A 22,673-nucleotide genomic window follows, 5' to 3' on the forward strand; every position below is an offset into this window, starting at 1 on the left:
GGAACACTGGAAACTGGGAGTTGCTTTGTTTGACGCAATTCAATTCTTGCAAAGCCTTACCGAGCTTGATTTTTTCGAGATATTCCAGAAAGATTTTGCTTCCTCCGACGCTTGTGGCGTTTTGCAACGAAAATTCGGTCTTGATTTTGCTGATGGGCGTGATAAACTTCACCTAAAGGGTGCTCCTTTCTTTGGGTGATGTGATGTAAGCAAACACCATTCTACCAAAGATTTGGAGCACTTTTTATTTTTTTCAGAAGAGATTACTTTCGAAATTCAGGTTGATTATTCTTGGAATCGTTTTTTTATGTGTGGTTGCTTATTTCACATTTAAAAATTTTGTCGCGAATCTAACTGAGAATTACGAACTTTTGGGATAAACAACTTGAAGTCCGCGACAGAGTTGCATGCATGCGCCGCAGTAAGCCGTCAAGGGCTCCCATGTTTCGGGCCACCGCCCGGCGAGGACAGGATGTCCAGAAACCTGGGTTTCTGGCCGCCGGAGGCAAGACGGGAGTGAAACCCTTCGTCATCGGTCATCGCCTTCGGCCCGTCGAAAATTCGCCGACGGCATCGTCGAATGATCCGGCTAGGCCCGCGCTTTTGCCGAATCTCTATATTCGCTGGGCGACAAGCCGACCTTCTTTTTGAAAATTTGGCTGAAATACCGCGAATCCTTATATCCCACCTTCTCGGCGACCTCGTAATTTTTCAAATGCGTATGCTTCAGCATCTCCTTTGCCTTGGCGATGCGAATCTCCGTCAGCTGCTCGATGAACGTTTTGCCGGTGCTCGTCTTGAACAGCGAGCTCAAATACGTCGGCGTCATGTACACCTTCCGCGCCACGCTGTCCAGCGTCGCCTGCTGGCACTCCTGCTCCATATATTGAATCGATTTCTTGATAATGCTGCGGTGGCCCTCCCGCTCGTGCCGGCGAATGGCGCTTCGCAGCCCGTTCAGATGAGCGACGACGTACTCCTTGATCTCCCGAAGCGTCTGCAGCTCGAGCACAGCCATAATTTCCGATGGTTTGTAAGCGTTTGCGGATTCCAGATCGGCGGATGCCCTTTTCTCAATGCCGATCAGCAGGCGGATCGTCAATTCATAGATGCATTTGAGATCGACCGGCCCATGCTGCAAAATGTCGCCGTAAAAGCGCTCCACCGCCTGCCCGATCTCGCCCGCGTCCTCGGCCCCTTTTACACAGCGGTAGAGCTCCCCTTCCTTATCCGCAGGGTATTCGCTCAGCCGGTGATACGGGCAAAGATCGCTGTAATACACCACCTCGCCGACGCCCTTGTAAAATTTGTCCTGCAGCGCACACTGCGCCTGACGGTAGGAATGATGCACGTCGGTCAGCTGCGAGCACGGCTTGCCGACGCCGATGTTGACGGGCTCGGAGAACGCCTCCCTCAGTCTGCGGTTCACGGTCTCGATGACCTCCCTGGATACCCAGGAGAACAGCAGTCCGAGACGGTCTTCGCCGTCCGCAAACATCGCTCCTCCCGCTTCCCTCCCGTTGCGCTGCCAATATTCCTTCATTTCCGCCAGGCGCTGCCGCTTCGCTTTGGCGTCCGGGAAGAAGCCGGCCGGCTCCAGCAGGGCGATCGTAGGAAACGTGAAGTACGGACTCAGCTCAAGGTGCGATAAAGCTTCCTTTGCCTGGCGACTGCAGCGGCTGTCCCTCGTTACGAGCCCCTTCAAAAAACGGTCCCTCATCATGTCCAGCATCTCGTTGTCGTCAAAGAAAATCGCTTTGTTCAGCACAGGTGCATTTCCCCTTTGAGCAAGGTATCGATCATGCTTTATCCGCCAATGCCTGCTTACAAAAACCGGATATACGCGTTCTTGATATGCTCGAGAAATATCTGTTCCGCATGGTCCGCATCCTTGGTTCTCAGCGCCGCCATGAGCGCTTCGTGTCCTTCGATCAGCTTGTCGGTGGGGCCGTGCTTGTTGGAGATGGCCATAAACCACATCACCTTGGTGCTCATTTGATTCCACACGTCCAAAATCGCATGGTTGCCGCACCGCTCGTAAAAAAATCCGTGAAACCGCATGTCGATCTCCACCGTCTTCAGCATATCGCCGCCCTGGAGCGCTTCGTTCATCGAGGCGATCAAGCCGTCCAAATGGCGGAAATCGCTTTCATTCAACTGCGCAATCGATTGCCTGACGGCAAATCCTTCGAGCCGTTCCCGCAGCGCGTAAATATCGTCGATGTCCTTGGACGTGATGTCCGAGACGACGGAGCCCTTGTTCGCCCTGCCGTTAATGAGCCCTTCCTGCTTCAAGCGCTCCAGCGCTTCTCTGACGGGCGCCTGGCTGATCCGAAAACGGTCGGCGATCTCGGTGACAATAAGGCGCGCCCCCGGAGGCAGGCCTCCTTCGATGATCTCCTTCTTCAATGCGGCGTACACATGCGCGCTGATCGAAAAGTTTTCGAGTGAGGACGGGTTGGCGCTCATTCGCGGATCACCTCCTTCTTTTTATCGATTATCGATAATCGATGATGGTCGTGTTTCTATTATAATCATCTTCGGCTGAATTGAACACAGCGAATATTCGGTGATTTTGTCGAAGCGTGCGGTGTCAGCTAATCGGGACAAGCTTCGGAGGCGTCGCAGGAAGGCTCGGCCGAGAACTCGGCCCACACGCCGGCCGCCAGCCTCCCCCTATGCGCCGGTATACCGCTTGTAGAAATCGAACCCGCGAATCAGCTTCTCTTCCGTCTCGTCGATGTTCCCCCGCTTGATGTAATCGAGCAGCTCCGCATGCGAATCGGGAATAAAATAGCCGGCGTAATCCTGATTCGTTATCGAAATAAAGCGCATGATCTTCGTCTTGATGCTGTTCCAAATATTCAATAGAAGCGCATTGCCGCAGCGCTCGTAAAAATAGCCGTGGAACGCCATGTCCAGCTCGATGAGCCGAAAAGCGTCGTTCTCGTCCACAGCTGTCCGCATGTCGGCAAGAATCCGTTCCATATGCTCGATATCGGCCGGCGTCAGCGCTTTCATCATTTCTCGCAAGGCATGGCCTTCGACGAGCTGGCGCAGCTCATACACATCGCGAATTTCCTGCGGCGTAATTTCGGACACGACTGAGCCCTTGTTCGCCTTGCCGGCGATAAGCGCTTCCTGCTTCAGACGCTCCAGCGCCTCGCGGACCGGAGCTTGGCTGACGCCGAACGTATTGGCGATATCGAGCACAATGAGCCGGTGGCCCGGCGCCAGCTCGCCCATCAAAATGCGCTTGCGCAGCTCAAGATAAATATGCTCGCTAAGCGAAGCGGGCAGCTGCGTTATCTTCGACAGGTCCATGAAGGGATTCGACTCCTCCGTTCGGTTATGGGATGCGCTGCTGGTCGCACAGGGCCGTTCTCGATCGGCGCTATGCGTACGCTTGGCGCAACCGTAAGCTCATCTTAATGAATGCGGAAGCGATTCGTCAAGCAAGCGTTGCCTCGAGGTGTCGATGTTTTGAGAGTGACTTGTCCTTTTTACGGATGCTCTTCTCTCCGGATAATCCGCACATACTCTCTTGAACCGAACGGGTGCAGGCGGTCGGCCGCATTCTTCTCGTACGTCGCCGAGTATATAGAGTAATAGCCGGCAGATTGCTCAAACTCAGCAGCCCGCCGCTCCATCAGCTGATGGTTAAGCACGCCGCCCAGGATGACGATCACGGTAAACAGGATCGCCGATACTGCGATTTTCCGCGTCAAGGGAACGACCTCCTTTCGTTTCTTAGAAGTTATTCCCCATTCCCGCAGCAGCCATGCCGGACCGGTCCATTCTTTCTTTCATTTTTTCGGATCTGCCTCAAAATCAGTGCTTGACTCATCCGGGAAGCAAGCGTTGTGACGGATCCTGCGAAAGAGGCCGTTGTTCATGCTGCAGATCATGTGCAGGCGGCCTCTGATCCCCCGGCTTACGATTGCTACAAAGCTTAAACCGCTCGATATGATCGAATTGAAATTGTAACGCTTGTGAGGCACCTTAATTCACATTGTTTGCGACTGAAATCGGGGTTTCTGGCAAAATAGGGTTGCTCATCTTCGTTACATTTTTAAGAACGTTCAATTCATCGAAATAGAGTTTGTCATCAGCGTTACAGATATGGCGATTCAGAAGACACACTCTGCTGAGGTAGTTTTGTCAATGGTTAAGCACTGATTTTGATTTTGAGCCCATTTTTCTTTTGACAATGTTCGGAAGAATCGATATACTTTAATCTATCGAAAACTTGCATAACGTTTTAACCGGTGGAGCCTGTCAACTGCAGGCTCCTTTTTGCGTTTTCTTTGGAAAACCGGCCTAATTCGCTCGGAAAATGGAAATGCTGGGTAACATGCCTGCCAGTCAGTCAAGAGGAGGGGAACTGTCGTTCATGCACGCTGTTGTCATTTTGCCTTTTATTCTATCGGCGGTCGTGCCGCTGCTGCATCGGCTCGCGCCGCGCATTCGCGCCGGCTGGTACGTCCTGCCTTTGCCCGTATTTCTGTTTATTTATTTCCTGGGCTATATGGGCGCCGTTCAAGACGGAGCGCCGTATTCCGCCTCGGTGCCGTGGATTCCTTCCCTGGGGATCAATTTCACCGTTTATTTAGACGGGCTCAGCCTGCTGTTTACGCTGCTGATCTCCGGCATCGGGTCGCTCGTCGTGCTTTATTCCATCTTTTATATGAATAAAGACAAAGAAGCCGTCGGCAGCTTTTACACGTATTTGCTTCTTTTTATGGGAGCGATGCTGTGCGTGGTGCTGTCCGACAACTTGATCGTGCTGTACTCGTTCTGGGAGTTGACCAGCATTTCTTCCTTTCTGCTGATTGCCTTCTGGCATCATAAAGAACGGTCGCTGTACGGGGCAATGAAGTCGATGCTCATTACCGTGTGCGGCGGGCTGGCCATGCTTGCCGGCTTCGTGCTGCTGTACATCATGTCGGGCACGTTCAGCATTCGGGAGCTGGCCGCCTCGGTCGGCAGCCTGACTGATCACAGCCTGTTTGTGCCTTCCATGCTGCTGATCCTGCTCGGGGCGTTCACCAAATCGGCGCAGTTCCCGTTCCACATTTGGCTTCCCGATGCGATGGAGGCGCCGACGCCGGTCAGCGCTTACCTCCATTCGGCGACGATGGTCAAAGCGGGCATCTACCTGATCGCCAGACTCAGCCCGATTTATGCCGGAGAGGCCGGCTGGTTCTGGCTCGTGTCTGCGGCGGGCATCGCGACGCTGATGTACGGATCGTTCCGGGCGATCAAGCAGACGGACCTGAAGGCGCTGCTCGCCTTCTCGACCGTCAGCCAGCTCGGACTCGTCATGAGCTTGCTCGGGCTCGGCTCGGCGGCGGCGATCTATTCCGGCACCGGCCAATCGCTGTTCTATGTCAAAGCGACGATGGCCGCCGTGTTCCATTTGATCAACCACGCGATTTTCAAGGGCGCGCTGTTTATGGCCGTCGGGATCGTCGATCATGAGACGGGGACGAGAGATATCCGCAAGCTGGGCGGCCTGATGTCGGTCATGCCCGTCACGTTCATCGTCGCCATGATCGGGGCGTTCTCGATGGCCGGATTGCCGCCGTTTAACGGCTTTTTGAGCAAGGAAATGTTCTTTACCGCCGTCCTCAACATCATGGAGATGGACGTGCTGAACATGCAGTTCCTCGGCGTGTTCTTTCCGGTCGTCGCCTGGACCGCCAGCGTGTTCACGTTCGTCTACAGCATGCTGCTGGTATTCCGCACCTTCGCGGGAAAGAAGCAGTTCGACAAGCTGCCCGTGAAGCCGCACGAAGCGCCGCTCGGCATGCTCGTGCCGCCGGTCGTGCTGGTTTCGCTTGCCGTTGTGTTCGGCTTTTATCCGAACCTGCTGTCCTACACGCTGATCGCCCCGGCCATGGCGGCGATTCATCCAACCATGCTGCAGCCCGGGCAGCAGTTCGACGTGTCGATCAGCTGGTGGCACGGCTGGACGCCCGAGGTGTTCATGACGATCGGCGTGGTGGCCGTCGGGATCGCGCTGCTCCGCCTGCATGGCCGGGTGAGCGTGCTGCATCGGCCGCTGCTTAGCCGCATCAGCCTAAACAGCGCCTACGACGGCGGGCTCAAGCTGCTGAACCTTGGCGCCGCGCGGCTGACGAACCGGTATATGACCGGCTCGGCGCGCCACTATTTGATGTACATCTTCGCGTTCATGATGATCGCGCTGGCCGTAACGGCGGGAGTCTCCTCCCCGATCTGGCCGGGCATGTCCGGATACGCGCCGATGTCGCTGTACGAGAGCGCCGTTATTTTGGCTTTGATTGTCGCCACCGTCGCCGTGCCGTTCACGCGCTCGCGCATGGTATCGATCCTCTTGACAGGCACGATCGGGTATATCGTCACCTTGTTCTTCGTCATTTTCCGCGCGCCGGACCTCGCGCTGACGCAGATGATCGTCGAGACGGTATCCGTCGCCCTGTTCCTGCTCTGCTTCTATCATCTGCCGAAGCTGAGCAAGGACCCGGAGCCCTTGCGCTTCAAGCTGCCTAACTTCCTGATCGCGGCCGGGGTCGGGCTGACGATGACCTTGATCGCCTTGTACGCGAACGGCGCCAGCGCATTCGAATCGATCTCCGATTACTTCGTGAGGGAAAGCTACCGACTCGCTGGCGGCAACAACATCGTCAACGTCATCCTGGTCGACTTCCGCGGCTTCGATACGTTGCTGGAAATTACAGTGCTCGGCATCGCCTCGTACGGCATTTATTCACTGATCCGGCTGAGACTGGATGAGGAAGGGCCTATCGCCGCTGCAGGACAAGAGAAGAAAAGCGGGCGCCGATCGCCGGTCCATGCGTTCGCAAGCAACGATGTCATTTTGCAGACGGTCGGAAAGCTGGCGATCTTCATTATTTTGACCTTCTCGCTGTATTTGTTCTTTGCCGGCCACAATGCGCCCGGCGGAGGATTCATCGGAGGGCTGATGACGGCGGCCGCCCTCGTGCTGCTGGCGATGGCGTTCGGCATGAAGACGTTCCGGGAAGTGATTCCTGTCAATTTCCGCATCGTCAGCGCCGCAGGCATCATGATCGCCGCGCTGACGGGGATCGGGTCCTTCCTCTTCGGCGTCCCCTTCCTCAGCCATACGTTCGGCCATGTCAACCTGCCGCTGTTGGGGCACAGCGAGTTGGCCACGGCGATGCTGTTCGATCTGGGGGTCTATCTTACCGTCGTCGGCATCGCGATGACGATCATCCTGGCCATCGGGAGGGACAAATAGACGATGGAACTGTATATGTCGCTGGCTATCGGCGTACTGTTCGCCGTTGGCGTGTATCTGATGTTAAATAAAAGCCTGCTGCGCATCATTCTCGGCACAACGCTGCTGACGCACGGCGTTCACCTGCTGCTGCTGACGATGTCAAGGCTCAAGACGGGCGCTCCTCCGCTGCTGAGCGAGGCGGCGGAGCACTACGTCGATCCGCTGCCGCAGGCGCTCATCCTGACTTCGATTGTCATCAGCTTCGGCGTCACCTCCTTCTTCTTCGTGCTTGCCTACAAGGCGTATCAGAAGCTGGGGACGGACGATATGGAGCAGCTGAAGGGGGATAACGATGAATAACCTGCTGATTTTGCCATTATTAATCCCTTTAAGCGCTGCGGCTCTGTTGCTTTTGTTCAAAAACAATGTGCCGGTGCAGCGGCGGCTCAGCCTCCTTAGCGTGCTGGCGACGCTGGCCGCGGCCGTTGCCCTCTTGTATCAGGTGCGCACCGCGGGCATCCAAACGCTGTACATGGGCGCCTGGATGCCGCCGTACGGCATCGTTTTTACCGCCGACATGCTGGCTGCACTGCTCGTGCTGGTTACCGCGATCGTAGCGCTGGGCTGCCTGCTGTTCTCATTCGGCACGGTCGGCGAGCAGCGCGAGCGCAGCTATTATTATTCGTTCTTTCAATTTCTGCTCGTCGGAGTGAACGGCTCGTTCCTGACCGGCGACTTGTTCAACCTGTTCGTCTGCTTCGAGGTGATGCTGATCTCCTCGTATGCGCTCATCGTGCTGGGAGGCACGAAAAGGCAGCTGCGCGAGACGTTGAAGTATATCATGATCAACATTTTGTCCTCCACCCTGTTTGTCGCGGCTGTCGCCTACTTGTACGGAGTGATCGGGACGCTCAATATGGCTGATCTGTCGGTCAGGATCGCGGAGTCCGGGCAAGGGGGCATTTTGAACGTGATCGCCGTGCTGTTCATGATCGTGTTCTCGCTCAAGGCCGGCTTGTTCCTGTTCTTCTGGCTGCCGGGCTCCTACAGCGCGCCGCCGGCCGCCGTATCCGCCCTGTTCGGAGCGCTGCTGACGAAGGTTGGGGTGTATGCCCTGCTGCGCACCTTCACGCTGATGTTCTATCACGATCCCGGCGTGACCCACAGCTGGCTCGCCGGCATGGCTGCGGCGACGATGCTGCTCGGCGGCCTCGGGGCGATCGCCTATTCCGACGTACAGCGCATCATGAACTACAACGTCATCGTTTCGGTTGGCTTCCTCGTGCTGGGGCTGGCTGCCGCTTCCCACGCGGCGCTCGACGGCGTCGTCTTCTACCTGTTGCACGACATGATTGCCAAGGCGCTGCTGTTCATCCTGGGCGGGCTGCTCATCCGCATTGCGGGAACGAATAAGCTGGCGGAGATGGGCGGCCTGATCCGGCAGCATCCCGCGCTCGGCTGGATGTTCTTCCTCGCGGCGTTGTCCATCGCCGGCATCCCGCCGCTGAGCGGCTTCCCGGGCAAGCTGCTGATCGTGCAGGGCGCGCTGGAGCAACAGTATTATTGGCTGACCGGCTTGTCCCTGCTGTCCAGCCTGATCGTGCTCTATTCCTTGGTCCGCCTGTTTATGGGCGCCTTCTGGGGCGAAGCGAAGCCGCAGGCGAAGGCCGAAGCGAAGCCTTCCTTCGCGATGTACGCCTCCGCCGCCGGCTTGACCGCGCTGATGCTCCTGATCGGATTCGGCGCGGAATGGGTCTATGCGTTCGTATCCGATGCGGGAAATACGCTGGCGAATCCTGACATATACATTCAAGCGGTCATGAAGGAGTAGATGAGATGGCACTGCAACTATTACTGAACCTGATCATTGCCTTCGTCTGGATGTTTCTGGCCAACGATTGGTCGGCTTCGCGGTTTGTCGTCGGCTACTTGATCGGGGCGGCCTGCATCGGGCTGCTGCATCGCTTCTGGCCTTACGATTTTTATCTGAAGCGGCTGTGGGCGGTGTGCAAGCTGCTGGTGCTGTTCGTCAAAGAGCTGTTCATCTCCAGCTTCGGGGTGCTGCTGCACATCGTAAGACCCAGGCTGACGATTCGTCCCGGCATTTTCACGCTTCGCACGGAGCTGCGCTCCGATTGGGAAATTACGCTGCTGTCATGCCTCATCTGCCTGACGCCGGGCACGCTGACGCTGAACGTGGCGCCGGACGGCCAGACGCTGCATATTCATGCGATAGACATCGAGGATGCGGATGAGCTTGCCCGGCAAATCAAAGATTCGTTCGAAAAAGCGATCATGGAGGTGACGCGAGGATGATGTCGCATTTGCTGCTGCTGTCCCTGGCCCTGATCGCGCTGGCGGTCGCCGGATGCGTGTACCGGCTCCTGATCGGGCCGTCGGTCTCCGACCGGATCGCCGCGCTCGATATGATCGGCGTGCTGCTGCTATCCATGATTGCGATTATCGGCATGCTGCTGAAAACGTACGCTTATTTGGATATCATTCTCGTCATCGGCATTTTGACCTTTATCGGTACGACCGCCTTTGCCCGATATATCGAAAGGGGTGTTGTCATTGACAGCGGAGACGATGAGCGCAGCCGGTGAATGGATCATCGGATTGCTCGTGCTGGCCGGCGCCGTCATCGGCGTCATCAGCGCCTTCGGGTTGATCCGGCTGCCCGACGTGTACCTGCGGTCGCACGCCGCGACGAAAAGCGCGACGCTCGGCGTGCTGTTCATTCTCGTCGGAGCATTCCTCTATTTTTGGCTGTATATGGGCCACGTCAGCGCCAAGCTGCTCCTCGGCATCGCGTTCGTGTTCATCACGTCGCCGGTCGCCGGACATTTGAACGGCCGGGCCGCATACCGCTCCGGCGTGCCGCTGTGGGAGCGCAGCGTCCGCGACGACTGGGCGAAGGAGCAGCACCGCCAATCGGCCAGCCGCGCGCCCGAATAAGCCAAGCCTCCGGGCTGTCCCTGTTGTATGAGGACCCTCGGAGGCTTTTGGCATGGCGGGATTGGCAAGCGGGAATGCTTCGCCCGCGGCGCTGACGCGGATGGACGCGGGGCCCGGCGCTGGGCGCGGCGCTGGTGCGGATGGACGCGGGGCCCGGCGCTGACCGCGGCGATAGCGCGGATGGACGCGGGGCTCGGGCTTGGGCGCGGTGCTGGCGCGGATGGACGCGGGAACGTTTCTTGCCCAGGCTAATAAGAGATCGGCCTGCCAGGCTGCGATTTTCAACGTCGCCCCCCTATCCCTTCCATCTAGTCGCTGTGCTTATTTGCAAGAACGAAACGATTTACATATATTTCCATGAAATCCACCTTCCCCATGGATCTAAATGGAAAATCTTGCTTTTCAACATAAAATCGAGCCTGTTCCGGTTTCCTGCCCGTGAGATCAGGTTGCGATTATTGCAAAAAATACAACATTCTCCCCCCATTATTCGAAAACCGAGATGCAATCCTGCATTTCGTACAACATTTTAGCCTCATCAGCACAAATAACCCTCAAAATCACCCAAAATTTTGCACAAAATACAACATTCGCACTAAAAAAGGCCAATTCCCCCTATTTTGTTGTAGAAAATGCAACATTTGCTGCACGACACGCGAAGTCCGCCTTATTCCGAACGAATCGCAAACGAATCGCGAACGAACCGCGCTATGCAATTAGCCGCTGCCCCTCGCGGACGATGGCGGACGATGGCGGACGCTGACAGACGCACGTTTTCAGACGAATATTGTATCGATTTTTAAAACTCCAATAGTATGCTAAAATGAAACCGGTCTTATCAACCCTGCGAGGGAGGTTATGCCATGGAACATTGCTTGATTTGCAGCCGGATCGACATGATCAAGGCCGGCACGAATCCGTATTTTGTCGCAGAACTCGAAACGGGCTATGTAGTGATTGGAGATCATCAATATTTCGAAGGATATACCCTGTTTCTTTGCAAGGAGCATAAGTGCGAGCTGCACGAATTGGATCGCGACAGCAAGCGGAAGTTTCTGGACGAGATGAGCATCGTGGCTGAAGCCGTACATCGAGCGTTCCGCCCGGATAAGCTGAACTGTGAGCTGCTGGGCAACGGTGACCCGCACATGCATTGGCACATTTTCCCGAGACGAAGGACGGAGCCCAATCCCCAGTCCCCCGTTTGGTGGACGCCCAAAGAAACGATGTACTCGGACAAGGTCAAACCAAGCCACGATGCCTTGGCCCAATTGAAGAACAAGTTATTGAGCGAGCTGAAGACATTGATATAGCCCCCCTGATTAATCCGATGAATCGTAAGGGGAGCCTTTTAAGGGCAGTCAAAGGAGCAAGCACTTGGGTACCCCAGACAAGGACAGGGCTGAGAAGCGGATATGACCGCTTTCTTAGCTTTCTTAGCTTTCTTTCCCCTAAGGTATAACACCGGCAGCCTCAACCAGCCGAACCTTAGGGGATTTTTTCGGATAAAAACGTTCGCTTGAGCGAACGCAAGTTATGCGATCCCTTCCAATTCCGGAGCGGATGCTTCGTGCGCAGCGAGTTTGCTCCGTTTGACGGCATAGACGACCAGTCCGGCGAGCAGCCAGCCTCCGCCGAGCAGCAAGGAAGACAGATCCAGCAGCGTAATCAGGTAAAGCACAAATCCGGCGCCAAGCAGCGGGCATAACAGACGAAGCAGCAAATCTTTGGGCGCTCGTCTTTTTTCGCGGACGATGTAATGGAAAATGACCGACAAATTGACAAACAGGAAGGCGGTCAGCGCTCCGAAGTTGACGAATTTGATCGCGGTTTCGAGCGAAACAAACAAAGCGGACAACGAAATGACGCTGGCAAGCAAAATGTTAAACACGGGCGTACGGAAACGGGGATGCACCGACCCGAACCTTCGGGGAAGCAGAGACGTTCGTCCCATCACGAACAGCAATCGCGTAACGGTCGTCATGGACGACATGCCCTGCGACAAAATGGAAAAGATGATCACGAAGGTAAATACCGAAGCGAGCGTCGGGCCGCCAATCGCTTGCATAAGCTCAAAGCCGGCGGAATCGACGTTGCCGAACGTGAAGGCAGGGTACATTTGCTGGATCAGATATGCCGTGGCAAAATACATGGCACCCGCCAGCAGGACGATCACCATGATCGCACGAGGAATGGTCTTTTGGGGCTCTTTGGTTTCCGCCGCCATCGTGGTGATGGAATCGAACCCGAGGAATGAAAAGCACACCAGGGAAGCTCCGGCCAAAATGGAGGAAAACGATACGCCCTCGCTGACGAACGGATTCAAGCCGGCGGTAACTCCTCCCTGCAGCGCCCTGTATACGAGCAGTGCGCAGAACCCGGCAATAAACAAGATTTGCATGAGCACGAACACCTTGCTGACATTCGCCGAGGTTTTGATCCCGACAATGTTGATGATCATGACGATCACCGTCAACAGGACGATCCATACGGCAGAAGGCACCGAAGGAAATTGGGCGTTCAAATTGATGCCGAACATCAAGACCGCGATGATGCAGGAGAACAAATAGTCAAGCAGCACGGCCCATCCGACAAAAAAGCCGAGCCAGGGGTTCATCGCCTTGCTCACATACGTATAAGCGGAACCGGCTACCGGAAAGGCCCGGGCCATCTGTCCGTAGCTCGCGGCCGTGAAGACAATCGCGACGAAGGCCAGCATATAAGCAGCAAGCAGCATGCCGGACGAGCCTTCGTGGAGCACGCCAAAGCTGGTGAAAAAGATCATGGGCGACATCCAGGCCAACCCCATCGTCACAACATGGGACAAGGACAAGCTTCTTTTCAACGTTATATTATATGACACACTTATTCCTCCTCCGATTTCTTCAAGTCGGTTCAAACCAGCATTCATGTCATGACACCTCACATTTTTACAGCCGTTTTCTGAAAAGTCAAGTTCTTTTTTTGAGTTTAATCCAAACATATGTTCCCAAACAACCCGAAACATTACATTATACAAGGATTTTTAGCCTGAAAATCATTTTTCTCAAAAAAATGATGTCAAAAATTATTGCACGCACCGAAATTATGTGTTAGTATTCATAACATAAAACTTCATAACCAATGTTTTCTAGGGTTCCGAACCGCCTCGACGCGGTTGCCTGGTCCGAGAGAAAACGCATCGGGAATACCGGTGTACACGGCGGGAGAAAAGCCCGGGAGAATCGATCAAAGCTAATCTTTGATGTTTCTCCCCGGGCTTTTTTATTTATCCAAAACGAACGCAAGAGGAGGAAATTCGGATGACAGCACTTTATTCGATCACGATCGGACCCGGCGGGAAATGGTCGGCTGCGATCGGCAAAGGCAAATCCATCACTTTGACGGCAGCGGGAGACCGCGCCAACTTATCCGCCATGTTTTATTCCGCTGCTGCCCCTTCGGAGCGCTACAATATGCCGGATTCGCTGAAAGCCCAGCATACCGCCTACTACACGGCTGGCCATGTACTCATGAGCGATCAAGGGAGGGTGCTTGTTTCCGTCACCGGCGATTCGGTCGGATGGCACGACCCGCTTGCCGGGTATTCGACCCGGCAGGGCACGGACGACAAGTACGGAAAAACCTCCTACCAACAGGAGAGGAACGCTTGGCTGCGAAGCGGGGAAGAAAACCTGATCGTGGAACTGTACCGCCACAATTTGTCTCCGCGCGATTTGTGCCCGCCTGTCAATTTCTTTTCCAAAGTGGTATGCGAGCTTGACGGCACAATGCGCTACGTCCCGCAGGCGACCGCCGGCCGGTCCGTCACCCTGCGCACGGAAATGGATGTGCTGATGGTGTGCTCCAATACGCCGAATCCGCTCGATCCGTCAAACGCGTACCCGAGTGCAACGATCGAAATCAGCGTGGCGGATGCCCCGCCGGTGTCGGACGATGACTTGTGCGTGAACCGCTGCAGCGAGAACCGGAGAGCTTTTGAAAATACGTGGAACGCCTGCGCGTTGATGAAAGGAGCGAATTGACATGAGTTTGTTTCAACCTGTACTTAGCGAAAAAAACGCGGCCGATGCGATATACAGCAAGGTCATCCCGGCGGGAGAAGGATGGATGCACGATCTGCTGCCCGGCCAAACGCTCCGCATCGTCGACATGGAGGGGAATCAGGCCGTAGACACCCTGTTTTATTCGACGGAAGACCCGGGCGACCGCTACAGCGCGGTCCGCACCATCACGCGGCAGCAAAACGTATATCTCACGACCGGATCGGTGCTTGTCGCCGAATCAGGCCGGGAGCTCTTGAAAATAACAGCCGATACGTGCGGCCGGCACGATACGATCGGCGGTGCCTGCTCCGCGCAGAGCAACACGGTGCGCTATTCGCACGATACGCTGCCGATGCACAACTGCCGGGACACCTTTATGCTGATGCTCTCGGGGCGCAGCGAATATACCAAAAGGGACCTGGCGCCGAACGTGAACTTTTTTATGAACGTGCCGGTGACGCCCGAGGGAGAGCTGACATTTGCCGACGGGATCTCCGGCCCGGGGCGTTACGTCGAATTGACGGCGGTCGCGCCGGTCACGGTGCTGATCAGCAATTGCCCGCAGCTGAACAACCCTTGCAACGCCTATAACCCGACGCCGGCGCAGGTTCTGATCTGGGATGCGGAAGGAGGCGGCGCCGATGTTTAACAAGGTGCTGATCGCCAACCGCGGAGCGATCGCCGTCCGCATTATCCGCACGCTGCGGACGATGGGCATCGCGTCGGTGGCGGTATACACGAAAGCGGACCGGGACAGCCTGCATGTGGAGCAGGCGGACGAAGCGGTCCTGATCGGGGAAGGACCGGCCAAGGACAGCTACGTCAACGCGGAGCTGATTTTGCGGACGGCGCTGGAAACGGGAGCGGACGCGATTCACCCGGGCTACGGCTTCCTCAGCGAAAACGCGGCGTTCGCCAGAGCCTGCGCGGAGCGCGGCATCGCCTTCATCGGCCCGACGCCGGAGCAGATCGAGCTGTTCGGGCTGAAGCATACGGCCCGCGAGATGGCGAAACGCGTCGGCGTGCCGCTGCTCCCCGGGACGGAGCTGATCGCGAGCGCAGACGAAGCGGCGGCGGAGGCGGCGAAAATCGGTTATCCGGTCATGCTGAAAAGCACGGCCGGAGGCGGCGGGATCGGCATGCGCATCTGCCCTGACGAAGCCGCGCTGCGGGACGCCTTCGATTCGGTGACCCGGCTGGCTTCCGCGAATTTTAACGACGGCGGCGTTTTTCTGGAAAAATACATCGCCCGCGCCCGTCATGTGGAAGTGCAAATCTTCGGGGACGGGCAAGGGAACGCGGCGGCGCTCGGCGAGCGGGATTGCTCGGTGCAGCGGCGCAACCAGAAAATCATCGAAGAGACGCCCGCGCCGCTGCTCGCCGAGACGGTTAGGCGGGAGATGCACGAAAGCGCGCGCAAGCTGGCCCAGGCCGCCGGCTACCGGAACGCGGGAACGGTGGAGTTTTTATACGATCCGGAGACGGAGCGTTATTATTTCCTCGAGGTGAACACGCGGCTGCAGGTGGAGCACGGGGTTACCGAAGAGGTGCTGGGCATCGACCTGGTGGAATGGATGATCCGGGAAGCGGCCGGACAGCCGCCGGAGCTTGTGCAATCGGCCCGCGAGCCGAAGGGCCACAGCCTGCAGGTTCGCCTGTATGCGGAGGACTGCTTGAACGGCTTCCGCCCGGGGGACGGACGGATCGACGACGTGGTTTGGCCGGAGCAGGCGCGAATCGAAACGTGGATTCAAAGCGGCCTTGAGGTGACGACCTTATACGATCCGATGCTGGCCAAAATCATCGTGCACGCGGACACGCGCGAAGCGGCCGTTTCCCGCATGGCCGAAGCGCTGAACAAGCTGCGCATCTACGGAGTGACGACGAACCAGTCCTATATCGAAGCGTTCCTGCACACGGAGGAGTTTAAGGCCGGGCGCGTGTATACGAGCATGCTGGACGGATTTCATCCGGCGGAGCCTGCGATCGAAGTGCTGGACGGCGGCGTTCAGACCACCGTGCAAGATTTTCCGGGAAGAACCGGCTACTGGGACATCGGCGTTCCGCCTTCCGGTCCGATGGATGCCCTCGCTTTTCGTATCGGCAACCGGCTGCTTGGCAACGAGGAAGGGGCCGCAGGCTTGGAAATGACGCTCCGCGGCGGCTCGTACCGCTTTCGCGACGAGATGCGGTTCTGCTTGACCGGCGCGGATATGAAGGCGGAGCTGGACGGCGTTCCGGTTCCGCTCTATACACCGGTTCAGGCGCAAGCCGGCGCCGTGCTCACGCTGGGCGAAGCGGCCTCCGGCATGCGGACGTACCTGCTGGTGGCCGGCGGGCTGGATATGCCGCTCACGCTCGGCAGCGCCTCCACCTTTACGCTCGGCGGCTTCGGCGGGCATATGGGCGGCGCGCTCCGGCCGGGCGCAGTGCTCCGGGTATGCCGGGAATCGGCCGCACCGCTTCCCCCTTTGGAGGCGGAAAACCGTCCGGAGCTGGCGGGAGAATGGACGATCGGCGTCATTCCGGGTCCGCACTGCACCGCGGAGTATTTGCTCCCGCAATATCTGGATCAGCTCACCTCTACGGTGTGGGAGGTTCATTTCAACAGCTCGCGAACCGGCGTTCGCTTGATCGGTCCGGCGCCGCTTTGGGCGCGGGAGGACGGCGGCGATGCGGGTCTGCATCCTTCGAACATCCACGACAACGCCTACGCCGTCGGCGCGCTTGACTTGACAGGCGATATGCCGATCCTGCTCGGACCGGACGGACCGAGCCTCGGCGGATTCGTGTGCCCGGTGACGACGGCCACCGCCGAGCTGTGGAAGCTCGGCCAGCTTCGTCCCGGCGACAAGGTGCGCTTCAAGCTGATCACCGTCCAGGAAGCGGAGGAGCTTCGCGCCGCACAGGACGCCTTTTTGCGGGAGCTGGGCAGCGGCGCATCCCTGCCGGGCCTGCCTGAGGTGTCGCGGGGCGATTATGCGCCGCTCCTCGCCTATGAGGCGGAGGGCCGCCGATTCCCGATCGCCGTCCGCTGCTCCGGCGACGAAAATATTTTGGTGGAATACGGGGAGCGGGAGCTCGATCTTCTGTACCGCTTCCAGGTGTATGTACTGATGCAGGCCATCAAGGAAAGCGGCCGCATCCCCTTTATCGAAATGACGCCGGGTATCCGCTCCCTGCAAATTCATGTGGACCCGTCCCGAATCACGGTGACAGAAGCGGCGGCGCGAGTGATGGACATCGATCTTGCCCTCCCTCCCCTTGACTCGATCGAGGTTCCGTCGCGCATCGTCAAGCTGCCGCTCTCGTGGGACGACCCGGCGACGAGGCTGGCCATTGAGCGGTATCAGCAAAATGTTCGGCCGGACGCTCCGTGGTGTCCGAGCAATCTGGAATTTATCCGGCGGATGAACGGTTTGGATTCCCTAGAAGAAGTCGCCGAGGTCGTCTTTGGCGCCTCCTATCTGGTCATGGGACTCGGAGACGTCTATTTGGGCGCGCCGGTCGCCGTTCCTCTGGACCCGCGCCACCGGCTCGTCACGACCAAATACAATCCGGCCCGCACCTGGACGCCGGAGAACGCCGTCGGCATCGGCGGCGCGTACCTTTGCGTGTACGGCATGGAGGGGCCGGGAGGCTACCAGTTCGTAGGGCGCACGGTGCAGATGTGGAATAGACAAGGTCGTAAAACGGCCAATTTCGAGCAAGGAAAGCCGTGGCTGCTGCGCTTTTTTGACCAAATCCGTTTTTACCCGGTTTCCGAGGAAGAGCTGCTTCGCATGCGCGACGATTTCCCGCGCGGGGAGTTCACCGTGGAGATCGAGGAAACGACGTTTAACCTTGGCGAGTATTTGGCCTGGCTCGATGCGATACGGGAAGAAGCGGCGGATTTTCGCTCGCGGCAGCAGGCTGCGTTCGCAAAGGAACGGGAGCTTTGGAAGCAGCTCGGCATCGCCGAGCACGTATCCGAACCGGAGAGCGCCGAAGGCGGCGATCAGGCGGAGCTTCCGGAAGGCAGCCTCGGCGTAAACAGCTCCATGTCTGGCAGCATCTGGAAGGTGCTGGTCGAGCCGGGGCAGCAAGTCCGAAAAGGCGAGACTATTATAATAGAAGAAAGTATGAAAATGGAGTTCGCGCAGGCAGCCCCGTTCGACGGCGTGATCGCCTCCGTCTTCGTCGCTTCCGGCGACCAGGTGCGGGCGGGAGACTGCATTGCGGCGATTTATCCGCTCGAAAAGGAGGCGGCATCATGAGCGTACATGCGGTTCCGTTCGAACTGACGATCGACCATTTGCGGAAAGGGTATCTCTGCGGCAGCTTTACCCCGGAGGAGGTGATCTCCGCCATCATTGCCCGGGCGGAGCGGGACAAGGCGATGAATATTTGGATTCTGGAGCCGGAGCTCGAACGGATTTCCCCTTACTTGGAGCGCTTGCAAGAGCTTGATCCCGCGGCGCATCCGCTGTGGGGAATCCCGTTTGCAGTCAAGGACAATATCGAGGTGGCCGGTTGGCCGGTAACGGCCGCCTGCCCGGCTTTTGCCTACGTCCCGGAGCGCCATGCGGCAGTCGTGGAGAGGCTGATTGCCGCCGGAGCGATCCCGGTGGGCAAAGCAAATCTCGATCAATTCGCCACCGGCCTGGTCGGCACGCGCAGCCCCTACGGCGAGACGCGGAACGCGCTGCGCCCGGAGCTGATCAGCGGCGGGTCGAGCTCCGGTTCGGCGGTGGCGGTGGCCCGCGGGCAGGCCGCCTTCGCGCTCGGTACCGATACCGCCGGTTCCGGCCGGGTGCCGGCCGCCTTGAACGGGCTGGTCGGCTATAAGCCGGCGGTGGGCGCCTGGCCTTCGGCGGGCGTCGTGCCGGCCTGCCGGAGCATCGACTGCGTGACCGTGTTCGTCCGGCACGCGGAGGAAGCGGCGGCCGTCGACCGGATCGTCCGCGGGCTGTGCCCGAACGATCCTTACTCCGCGAGCCGCCCGCTGAACCGGCCCGAGCCTCCGGTAGTCTGGCTGCTACCTGAAGGTCCGCTGCCTTTTTTCGGGCCGTTCGCCGCTGAGTATGAAGCGGCCTGGAACCGGACGAAGCAGCGGCTCTTGCGGTCGGGGGCCGCAGTGCGGGAGATCGACATTGCCCCGCTGCAGGAAGCGGCCGCCCTATTGTACGAAGGCCCGCTTGTCGCCGAACGGTGGAGCGATCTTGCCGCGTTTATCGAAGGGCATCCCGGAGCGGCGCTGCCGGTGACGGAAACGATTTTGCGCACGGGAGCGAAAGCGGAGTTTACGGCGGCCGCCCTGTTTCGGGCCCAGCACCGGCTGGCGGAAATCCGGCGTCAGGCGCGCGCCTTGCTCAGCCATGCCGTGCTGCTCCTGCCAACCTGCGCCGGGACATGGACGCGGGAGCAGGTGGCCGCCGACCCGGTGGCAACGAACAGCCGAATGGGGCTGCTGACGAATCACTGCAATTTGCTCGATTTGAGCGCCATTGCGGTTCCGGCGGGACACGCCGCGCCCGGCTTGCCGTTTGGCGTCACTTTATTTGCTCTGCCGGAAGCGGAGGCTGGCCTCATTCCGGCCTCCCGGCATGTGATGTGCCAGCAGGAGACGATCCAGGTCGCCGTATGCGGGCTGCATATGCAGGGGATGCCGTTGGAGCCGCAAATGACCGGGTTTGGCGCCGTTTTTTCGGAAGAAGCGGCGACCGCGCCGAACTACCGGCTGTTTCAGCTTCCTACCGATCCGCCGAAGCCCGGGCTCGTTCGCGTCTCAAGCGGCGGCGCGAAGATCGCAGTGGAGCTGTGGGAGATGCCGCTGGAACAGTTCGGCCGGTTCACCGTCTCCATTCCGGCACCGCTCGGCATCGGCTCGATCGAGCTTGCGGACGGACGAACCGCTGCGGGATTCGTGTGCGAAGCTTATGCCGCGGAAGGAGCGGTTGATCTGACCGCCTTCGGCGGGTGGAGAAATGCCGCGAAGGCCGCCGCTCGCCCGATCCCTTAAAGCCGCGCGATTAGATTAGCCCGCTGCTGCTCGGGGCGCGCGCTGGGGTACGAGCTTCGGCGCGAGGCACGTGCCCTTCGGCGGACGCGGCACAAGCCCTTCGATGAAACGAGGCACGAACAAGGCCCGGCACGCGCCTTCGATGGACGCGGCACGAGACCCGCGCATGCCCTCTCAATAAGATACCGCCCGCCGCCGGTTCACTTTCGGTTCTTCCGCCCCTTTGTGCAGGGAAGCGTGAATCAGGAAGAAGACGAGCGCGATCAGCGAGGCGCAGGCGCCGACCAGCAGCACCGGCGTGACGCCCCAGCGGTCGTACAGGTTGCCGTAGATGGTCGGCCCGGTCATCCGCCCGACATTGCCGAAGCCGCCGGTCAGCCCCATGAAGAACGGCGCCGCCCGTCCCGTGCGCTCCGAGAAAAACGTGGGGATCGCGGGCAAGAGCAGCATTTCGCCGATCGTGCTGATGATCATCCCGACGACAAAGAACGCGTACGACTGATGAAAAAACAGGATGAACCCGATCCCCGCCGTATAACAGAGGGCGCTGGCGACAATCTGGGACACCAAAGATTTGGCAACCGTATGCTTGATCAGCGCGATGACCGGCTGGCCCGCGAAAATGACGATCCCGTTGATCGTCCACAGCAGGCTGTACATCGTCAAGGGATATCCCTCTTCCGTGAGATATGGCGCGATGCCGTTGCTCCACAGTGTGAACGAAACATAATAAAACATCGCCCCCAGGCCGATGAACAGATAGACCCGGAAGTTCGTAAGATTTCGCAGATGGCTTCGGCTGTCATCCGCGTCCGCCAGTGTGCCTCCCGCGCCGGCCGGCGCCTCCGGGACGGGCTGCGCCTTCATGAAGAAAAACAGAAAGACAGCGAACAGAAGCGTCGTCAGAGAGGTAACGGCATAGGTCAGCGGAAATGAGACGGAGGCAATCAGCCCCCCTGCCGCCGCACCGATGGCGAGTCCCGTGTTGTTGCCGACATAGATGGCGTTGTAGAGCTTTCTCCGATGCTCCTTCCAGCGGAAGCCGACATATGCATTAATAGAAGGAATGGCGATGCCGTTCATGAAGCCGTAGGCGCAGATGACGCCGACATACGTCCAGTAATGGTCGATCGCCACGACGGAGGCCAGTCCCGCAGCAGACAGCGCCATGGAGCCGACGATCAGCGTTTTCGGGCCAAGCCGGTGATAGAGAGAGCCGCCGACGATTTCGCCCAAAATGCCGGCGAGCGCCTGGAACAGCAGCACCATGCCCGCCTCCCCATAGGAGCGGCCAAGCTGTTCGTGCACGTACAAGGTGGTCAGCGGCCACAAAATCGCTTTCCCCGTCGCGTTCATAAAGCTTGCGGCCATAAAATAGAGCGCATCCGCCGGATACGCCTTATAGAAGGTCATCCATCTTTTTATCATGGGATTCATGTTTGAAATTCCACCTTTATATTTGGTCCCAAACGGGGTGAACTTTCCGGTTTACCTCCTTTTGGGATCCAGCGCATCGCGGATGCCGTCGCCGACGAAGTTGATGACGAGCACGGTAATGACGATCATCAGGCCGGAAGGAATCCACAGCCACGGCTCGCTCTGCAGCGTCGTGATCGATTGGGCAGCGGTCAGCATGTTGCCCCAGCTCGCGGTCGGCGGCTGCACCCCCATCCCCAGAAAGCTGAGCGACGATTCGGACAAGATCGCCGTTGCCGCACCGAAGGTCGCATTGACGAGCAAAGGCCCCATCGCATTCGGCATGATCTCCTGAAAAATAATCTGTCTCTTGCTGAGACCGAGCGCCTGAGCCGCTTTGACATACTCCGTCTGCTTGATCGACAGCACGCTGCCCCGGACGAGACGGGCGACGGCAGGCCAGCCGAGCAGCCCGAGCACGAGCACGATATTGAACAGGCCGGGGCCGATAATCGTCACCAGGACGAGAATGACCATCAGGTAAGGAAAGGACATGAAGATGTCCATAATGCGGTTGATAATCATATCCACCTTGCCGCCGTAGTAGCCGGCGACCGCGCCGACGACCGTTCCGATCGCGACATAGATGGCGACCGAGCCGAGGCCGATGGACAACGACACGCGGGAGGCGTAGATGAGCCGGCTGAGCACATCCCGTCCGACCTGATCCGTTCCCAGCCAATGCTGAGCCGAAGGCGGGGCGCTGAATTCGTCCTGAATCATATTCGGATCGTAAGGCGCAAGCAGCGGCGCGAACGCCGCCATCAGAATCAGCAGGACGAACAGGACGAGGCCCGCTACGGCCAGCTTGTGCTTCATGAACTGTTTGGCTACGGCCTTCAGGTAGCTCTCGTGCCGGTTGTCTTCGTGACCCGCCATTTCTTCCCGAATGGGAATGTTATTGTTGTCCACCCGTTCTTGCCAGGATACCGTACGCATAGCAACA

The 22,673-nt window shown here is 58.2% G+C and carries 18 protein-coding genes, 1 pseudogene and 1 riboswitch; of the genes and pseudogenes, 11 read left to right on the forward strand and 8 right to left on the reverse strand.

From position 1 onward, the window contains the following. From F591_RS33630 to F591_RS0119760, 5 genes and pseudogenes are all read right to left on the reverse strand, one after another. Positions 1-172 (reverse strand): annotated as a pseudogene (locus F591_RS33630) (IS1380 family transposase); the annotation flags it as partial. 417 nt (positions 173-589) lie between these two features. Beyond that, entirely contained in the window at positions 590-1,768 is a 1,179-nt protein-coding gene (locus tag F591_RS0119745) for a helix-turn-helix domain-containing protein (protein WP_019536345.1), read from the reverse strand. A gap of 56 nt (positions 1,769-1,824) precedes the next feature. Next, positions 1,825-2,469 carry a GntR family transcriptional regulator gene (locus F591_RS0119750; protein WP_019536346.1) on the reverse strand — a complete coding sequence of 215 codons (645 nt, stop codon included), beginning with the start codon at positions 2,467-2,469 and terminating at the stop codon, positions 1,825-1,827. Positions 2,470-2,676: 207 nt separating this feature from the next. Beyond that, positions 2,677-3,324, reverse strand: a complete 648-nt coding sequence (locus tag F591_RS0119755) for a GntR family transcriptional regulator (RefSeq protein ID WP_019536347.1) — start codon at positions 3,322-3,324, stop codon at positions 2,677-2,679. A gap of 179 nt (positions 3,325-3,503) precedes the next feature. Then, a complete protein-coding gene (locus F591_RS0119760; protein WP_019536348.1) occupies positions 3,504-3,728 on the reverse strand; it encodes a hypothetical protein in 225 nt (74 codons plus the stop codon). A 656-nt stretch (positions 3,729-4,384) separates the two neighbouring features. Between F591_RS0119760 and F591_RS0119770 the strand changes: the two genes are divergently transcribed. The 7 genes from F591_RS0119770 to F591_RS0119800 all read left to right on the forward strand — a co-directional run bounded on the left by F591_RS0119770 (position 4,385) and on the right by F591_RS0119800 (position 11,517). After that, positions 4,385-7,264 (forward strand): Na+/H+ antiporter subunit A, encoded by a 2,880-nt coding sequence (locus F591_RS0119770; RefSeq protein WP_026326751.1) that lies wholly within the window; start codon positions 4,385-4,387, stop codon positions 7,262-7,264. A gap of 3 nt (positions 7,265-7,267) precedes the next feature. Continuing rightward, positions 7,268-7,606 (forward strand): Na(+)/H(+) antiporter subunit C, encoded by a 339-nt coding sequence (locus F591_RS0119775; protein ID WP_019536351.1) that lies wholly within the window; start codon positions 7,268-7,270, stop codon positions 7,604-7,606. Beyond that, positions 7,599-9,077, forward strand: a complete 1,479-nt coding sequence (locus F591_RS0119780; RefSeq protein WP_019536352.1) for a Na+/H+ antiporter subunit D — start codon at positions 7,599-7,601, stop codon at positions 9,075-9,077. Before F591_RS0119775 ends, F591_RS0119780 begins: the two co-directional genes overlap by 8 nt. A 5-nt stretch (positions 9,078-9,082) precedes the next feature. Then, positions 9,083-9,562 (forward strand): Na+/H+ antiporter subunit E, encoded by a 480-nt coding sequence (locus F591_RS0119785; protein WP_019536353.1) that lies wholly within the window; start codon positions 9,083-9,085, stop codon positions 9,560-9,562. Then, positions 9,559-9,852 (forward strand): Na(+)/H(+) antiporter subunit F1, encoded by a 294-nt coding sequence (locus F591_RS0119790; RefSeq protein WP_019536354.1) that lies wholly within the window; start codon positions 9,559-9,561, stop codon positions 9,850-9,852. The genes F591_RS0119785 and F591_RS0119790 overlap by 4 nt, the downstream gene beginning before the upstream one ends. Then, on the forward strand, positions 9,836-10,204 hold the full coding sequence (gene mnhG, locus F591_RS0119795) for a monovalent cation/H(+) antiporter subunit G (protein WP_019536355.1): 369 nt from the start codon (positions 9,836-9,838) through the stop codon (positions 10,202-10,204). The genes F591_RS0119790 and mnhG overlap by 17 nt, the downstream gene beginning before the upstream one ends. Before the next feature lie 863 nt (positions 10,205-11,067). Continuing rightward, positions 11,068-11,517, forward strand: coding sequence for an HIT family protein (locus tag F591_RS0119800; protein WP_019536356.1), 450 nt, complete (start codon positions 11,068-11,070; stop codon positions 11,515-11,517). A 221-nt stretch (positions 11,518-11,738) separates the two neighbouring features. Here the strand turns inward: F591_RS0119800 and F591_RS0119805 are convergent, their stop codons facing one another. Further along, positions 11,739-13,067, reverse strand: coding sequence for an APC family permease (locus F591_RS0119805; protein ID WP_040742142.1), 1,329 nt, complete (start codon positions 13,065-13,067; stop codon positions 11,739-11,741). A 256-nt stretch (positions 13,068-13,323) separates the two neighbouring features. Next, a riboswitch (guanidine-I (ykkC/yxkD leader) is annotated at positions 13,324-13,428 on the forward strand. Between the two features lie 78 nt (positions 13,429-13,506). Between F591_RS0119805 and F591_RS0119810 the strand changes: the two genes are divergently transcribed. The 4 genes from F591_RS0119810 to F591_RS0119825 are packed head-to-tail and all read left to right on the forward strand — an operon-like array spanning position 13,507 to position 20,251. Next, on the forward strand, positions 13,507-14,229 hold the full coding sequence (locus F591_RS0119810; protein WP_019536358.1) for an urea amidolyase associated protein UAAP1: 723 nt from the start codon (positions 13,507-13,509) through the stop codon (positions 14,227-14,229). 1 nt (position 14,230) lies between these two features. Then, positions 14,231-14,899: an urea amidolyase associated protein UAAP2 gene (locus tag F591_RS0119815; RefSeq protein WP_019536359.1), complete on the forward strand. Its 669-nt coding sequence runs from the start codon at positions 14,231-14,233 to the stop codon at positions 14,897-14,899. Then, entirely contained in the window at positions 14,892-18,506 is a 3,615-nt protein-coding gene (uca, locus tag F591_RS0119820) for an urea carboxylase (RefSeq protein ID WP_019536360.1), read from the forward strand. The genes F591_RS0119815 and uca overlap by 8 nt, the downstream gene beginning before the upstream one ends. Beyond that, on the forward strand, positions 18,503-20,251 hold the full coding sequence (locus F591_RS0119825; protein WP_019536361.1) for an allophanate hydrolase: 1,749 nt from the start codon (positions 18,503-18,505) through the stop codon (positions 20,249-20,251). Before uca ends, F591_RS0119825 begins: the two co-directional genes overlap by 4 nt. Before the next feature lie 174 nt (positions 20,252-20,425). On the opposite strand, the gene F591_RS0119830 is transcribed toward F591_RS0119825, so the two are convergent. Both F591_RS0119830 and opp4C read right to left on the reverse strand, forming a co-directional pair. Next, complete coding sequence (locus F591_RS0119830; protein ID WP_019536362.1) at positions 20,426-21,688, reverse strand: MFS transporter; 1,263 nt, start codon at positions 21,686-21,688, stop codon at positions 20,426-20,428. Between the two features lie 51 nt (positions 21,689-21,739). After that, positions 21,740-22,666, reverse strand: a complete 927-nt coding sequence (gene opp4C / locus F591_RS0119835; RefSeq protein ID WP_019536363.1) for an oligopeptide ABC transporter permease — start codon at positions 22,664-22,666, stop codon at positions 21,740-21,742. Positions 22,667-22,673 lie beyond the last annotated feature (7 nt).

The organism is Paenibacillus ginsengihumi DSM 21568, assembly GCF_000380965.1.
In the GTDB taxonomy this organism is placed as follows: domain Bacteria; phylum Bacillota; class Bacilli; order Paenibacillales; family NBRC-103111; genus Paenibacillus_G; species Paenibacillus_G ginsengihumi.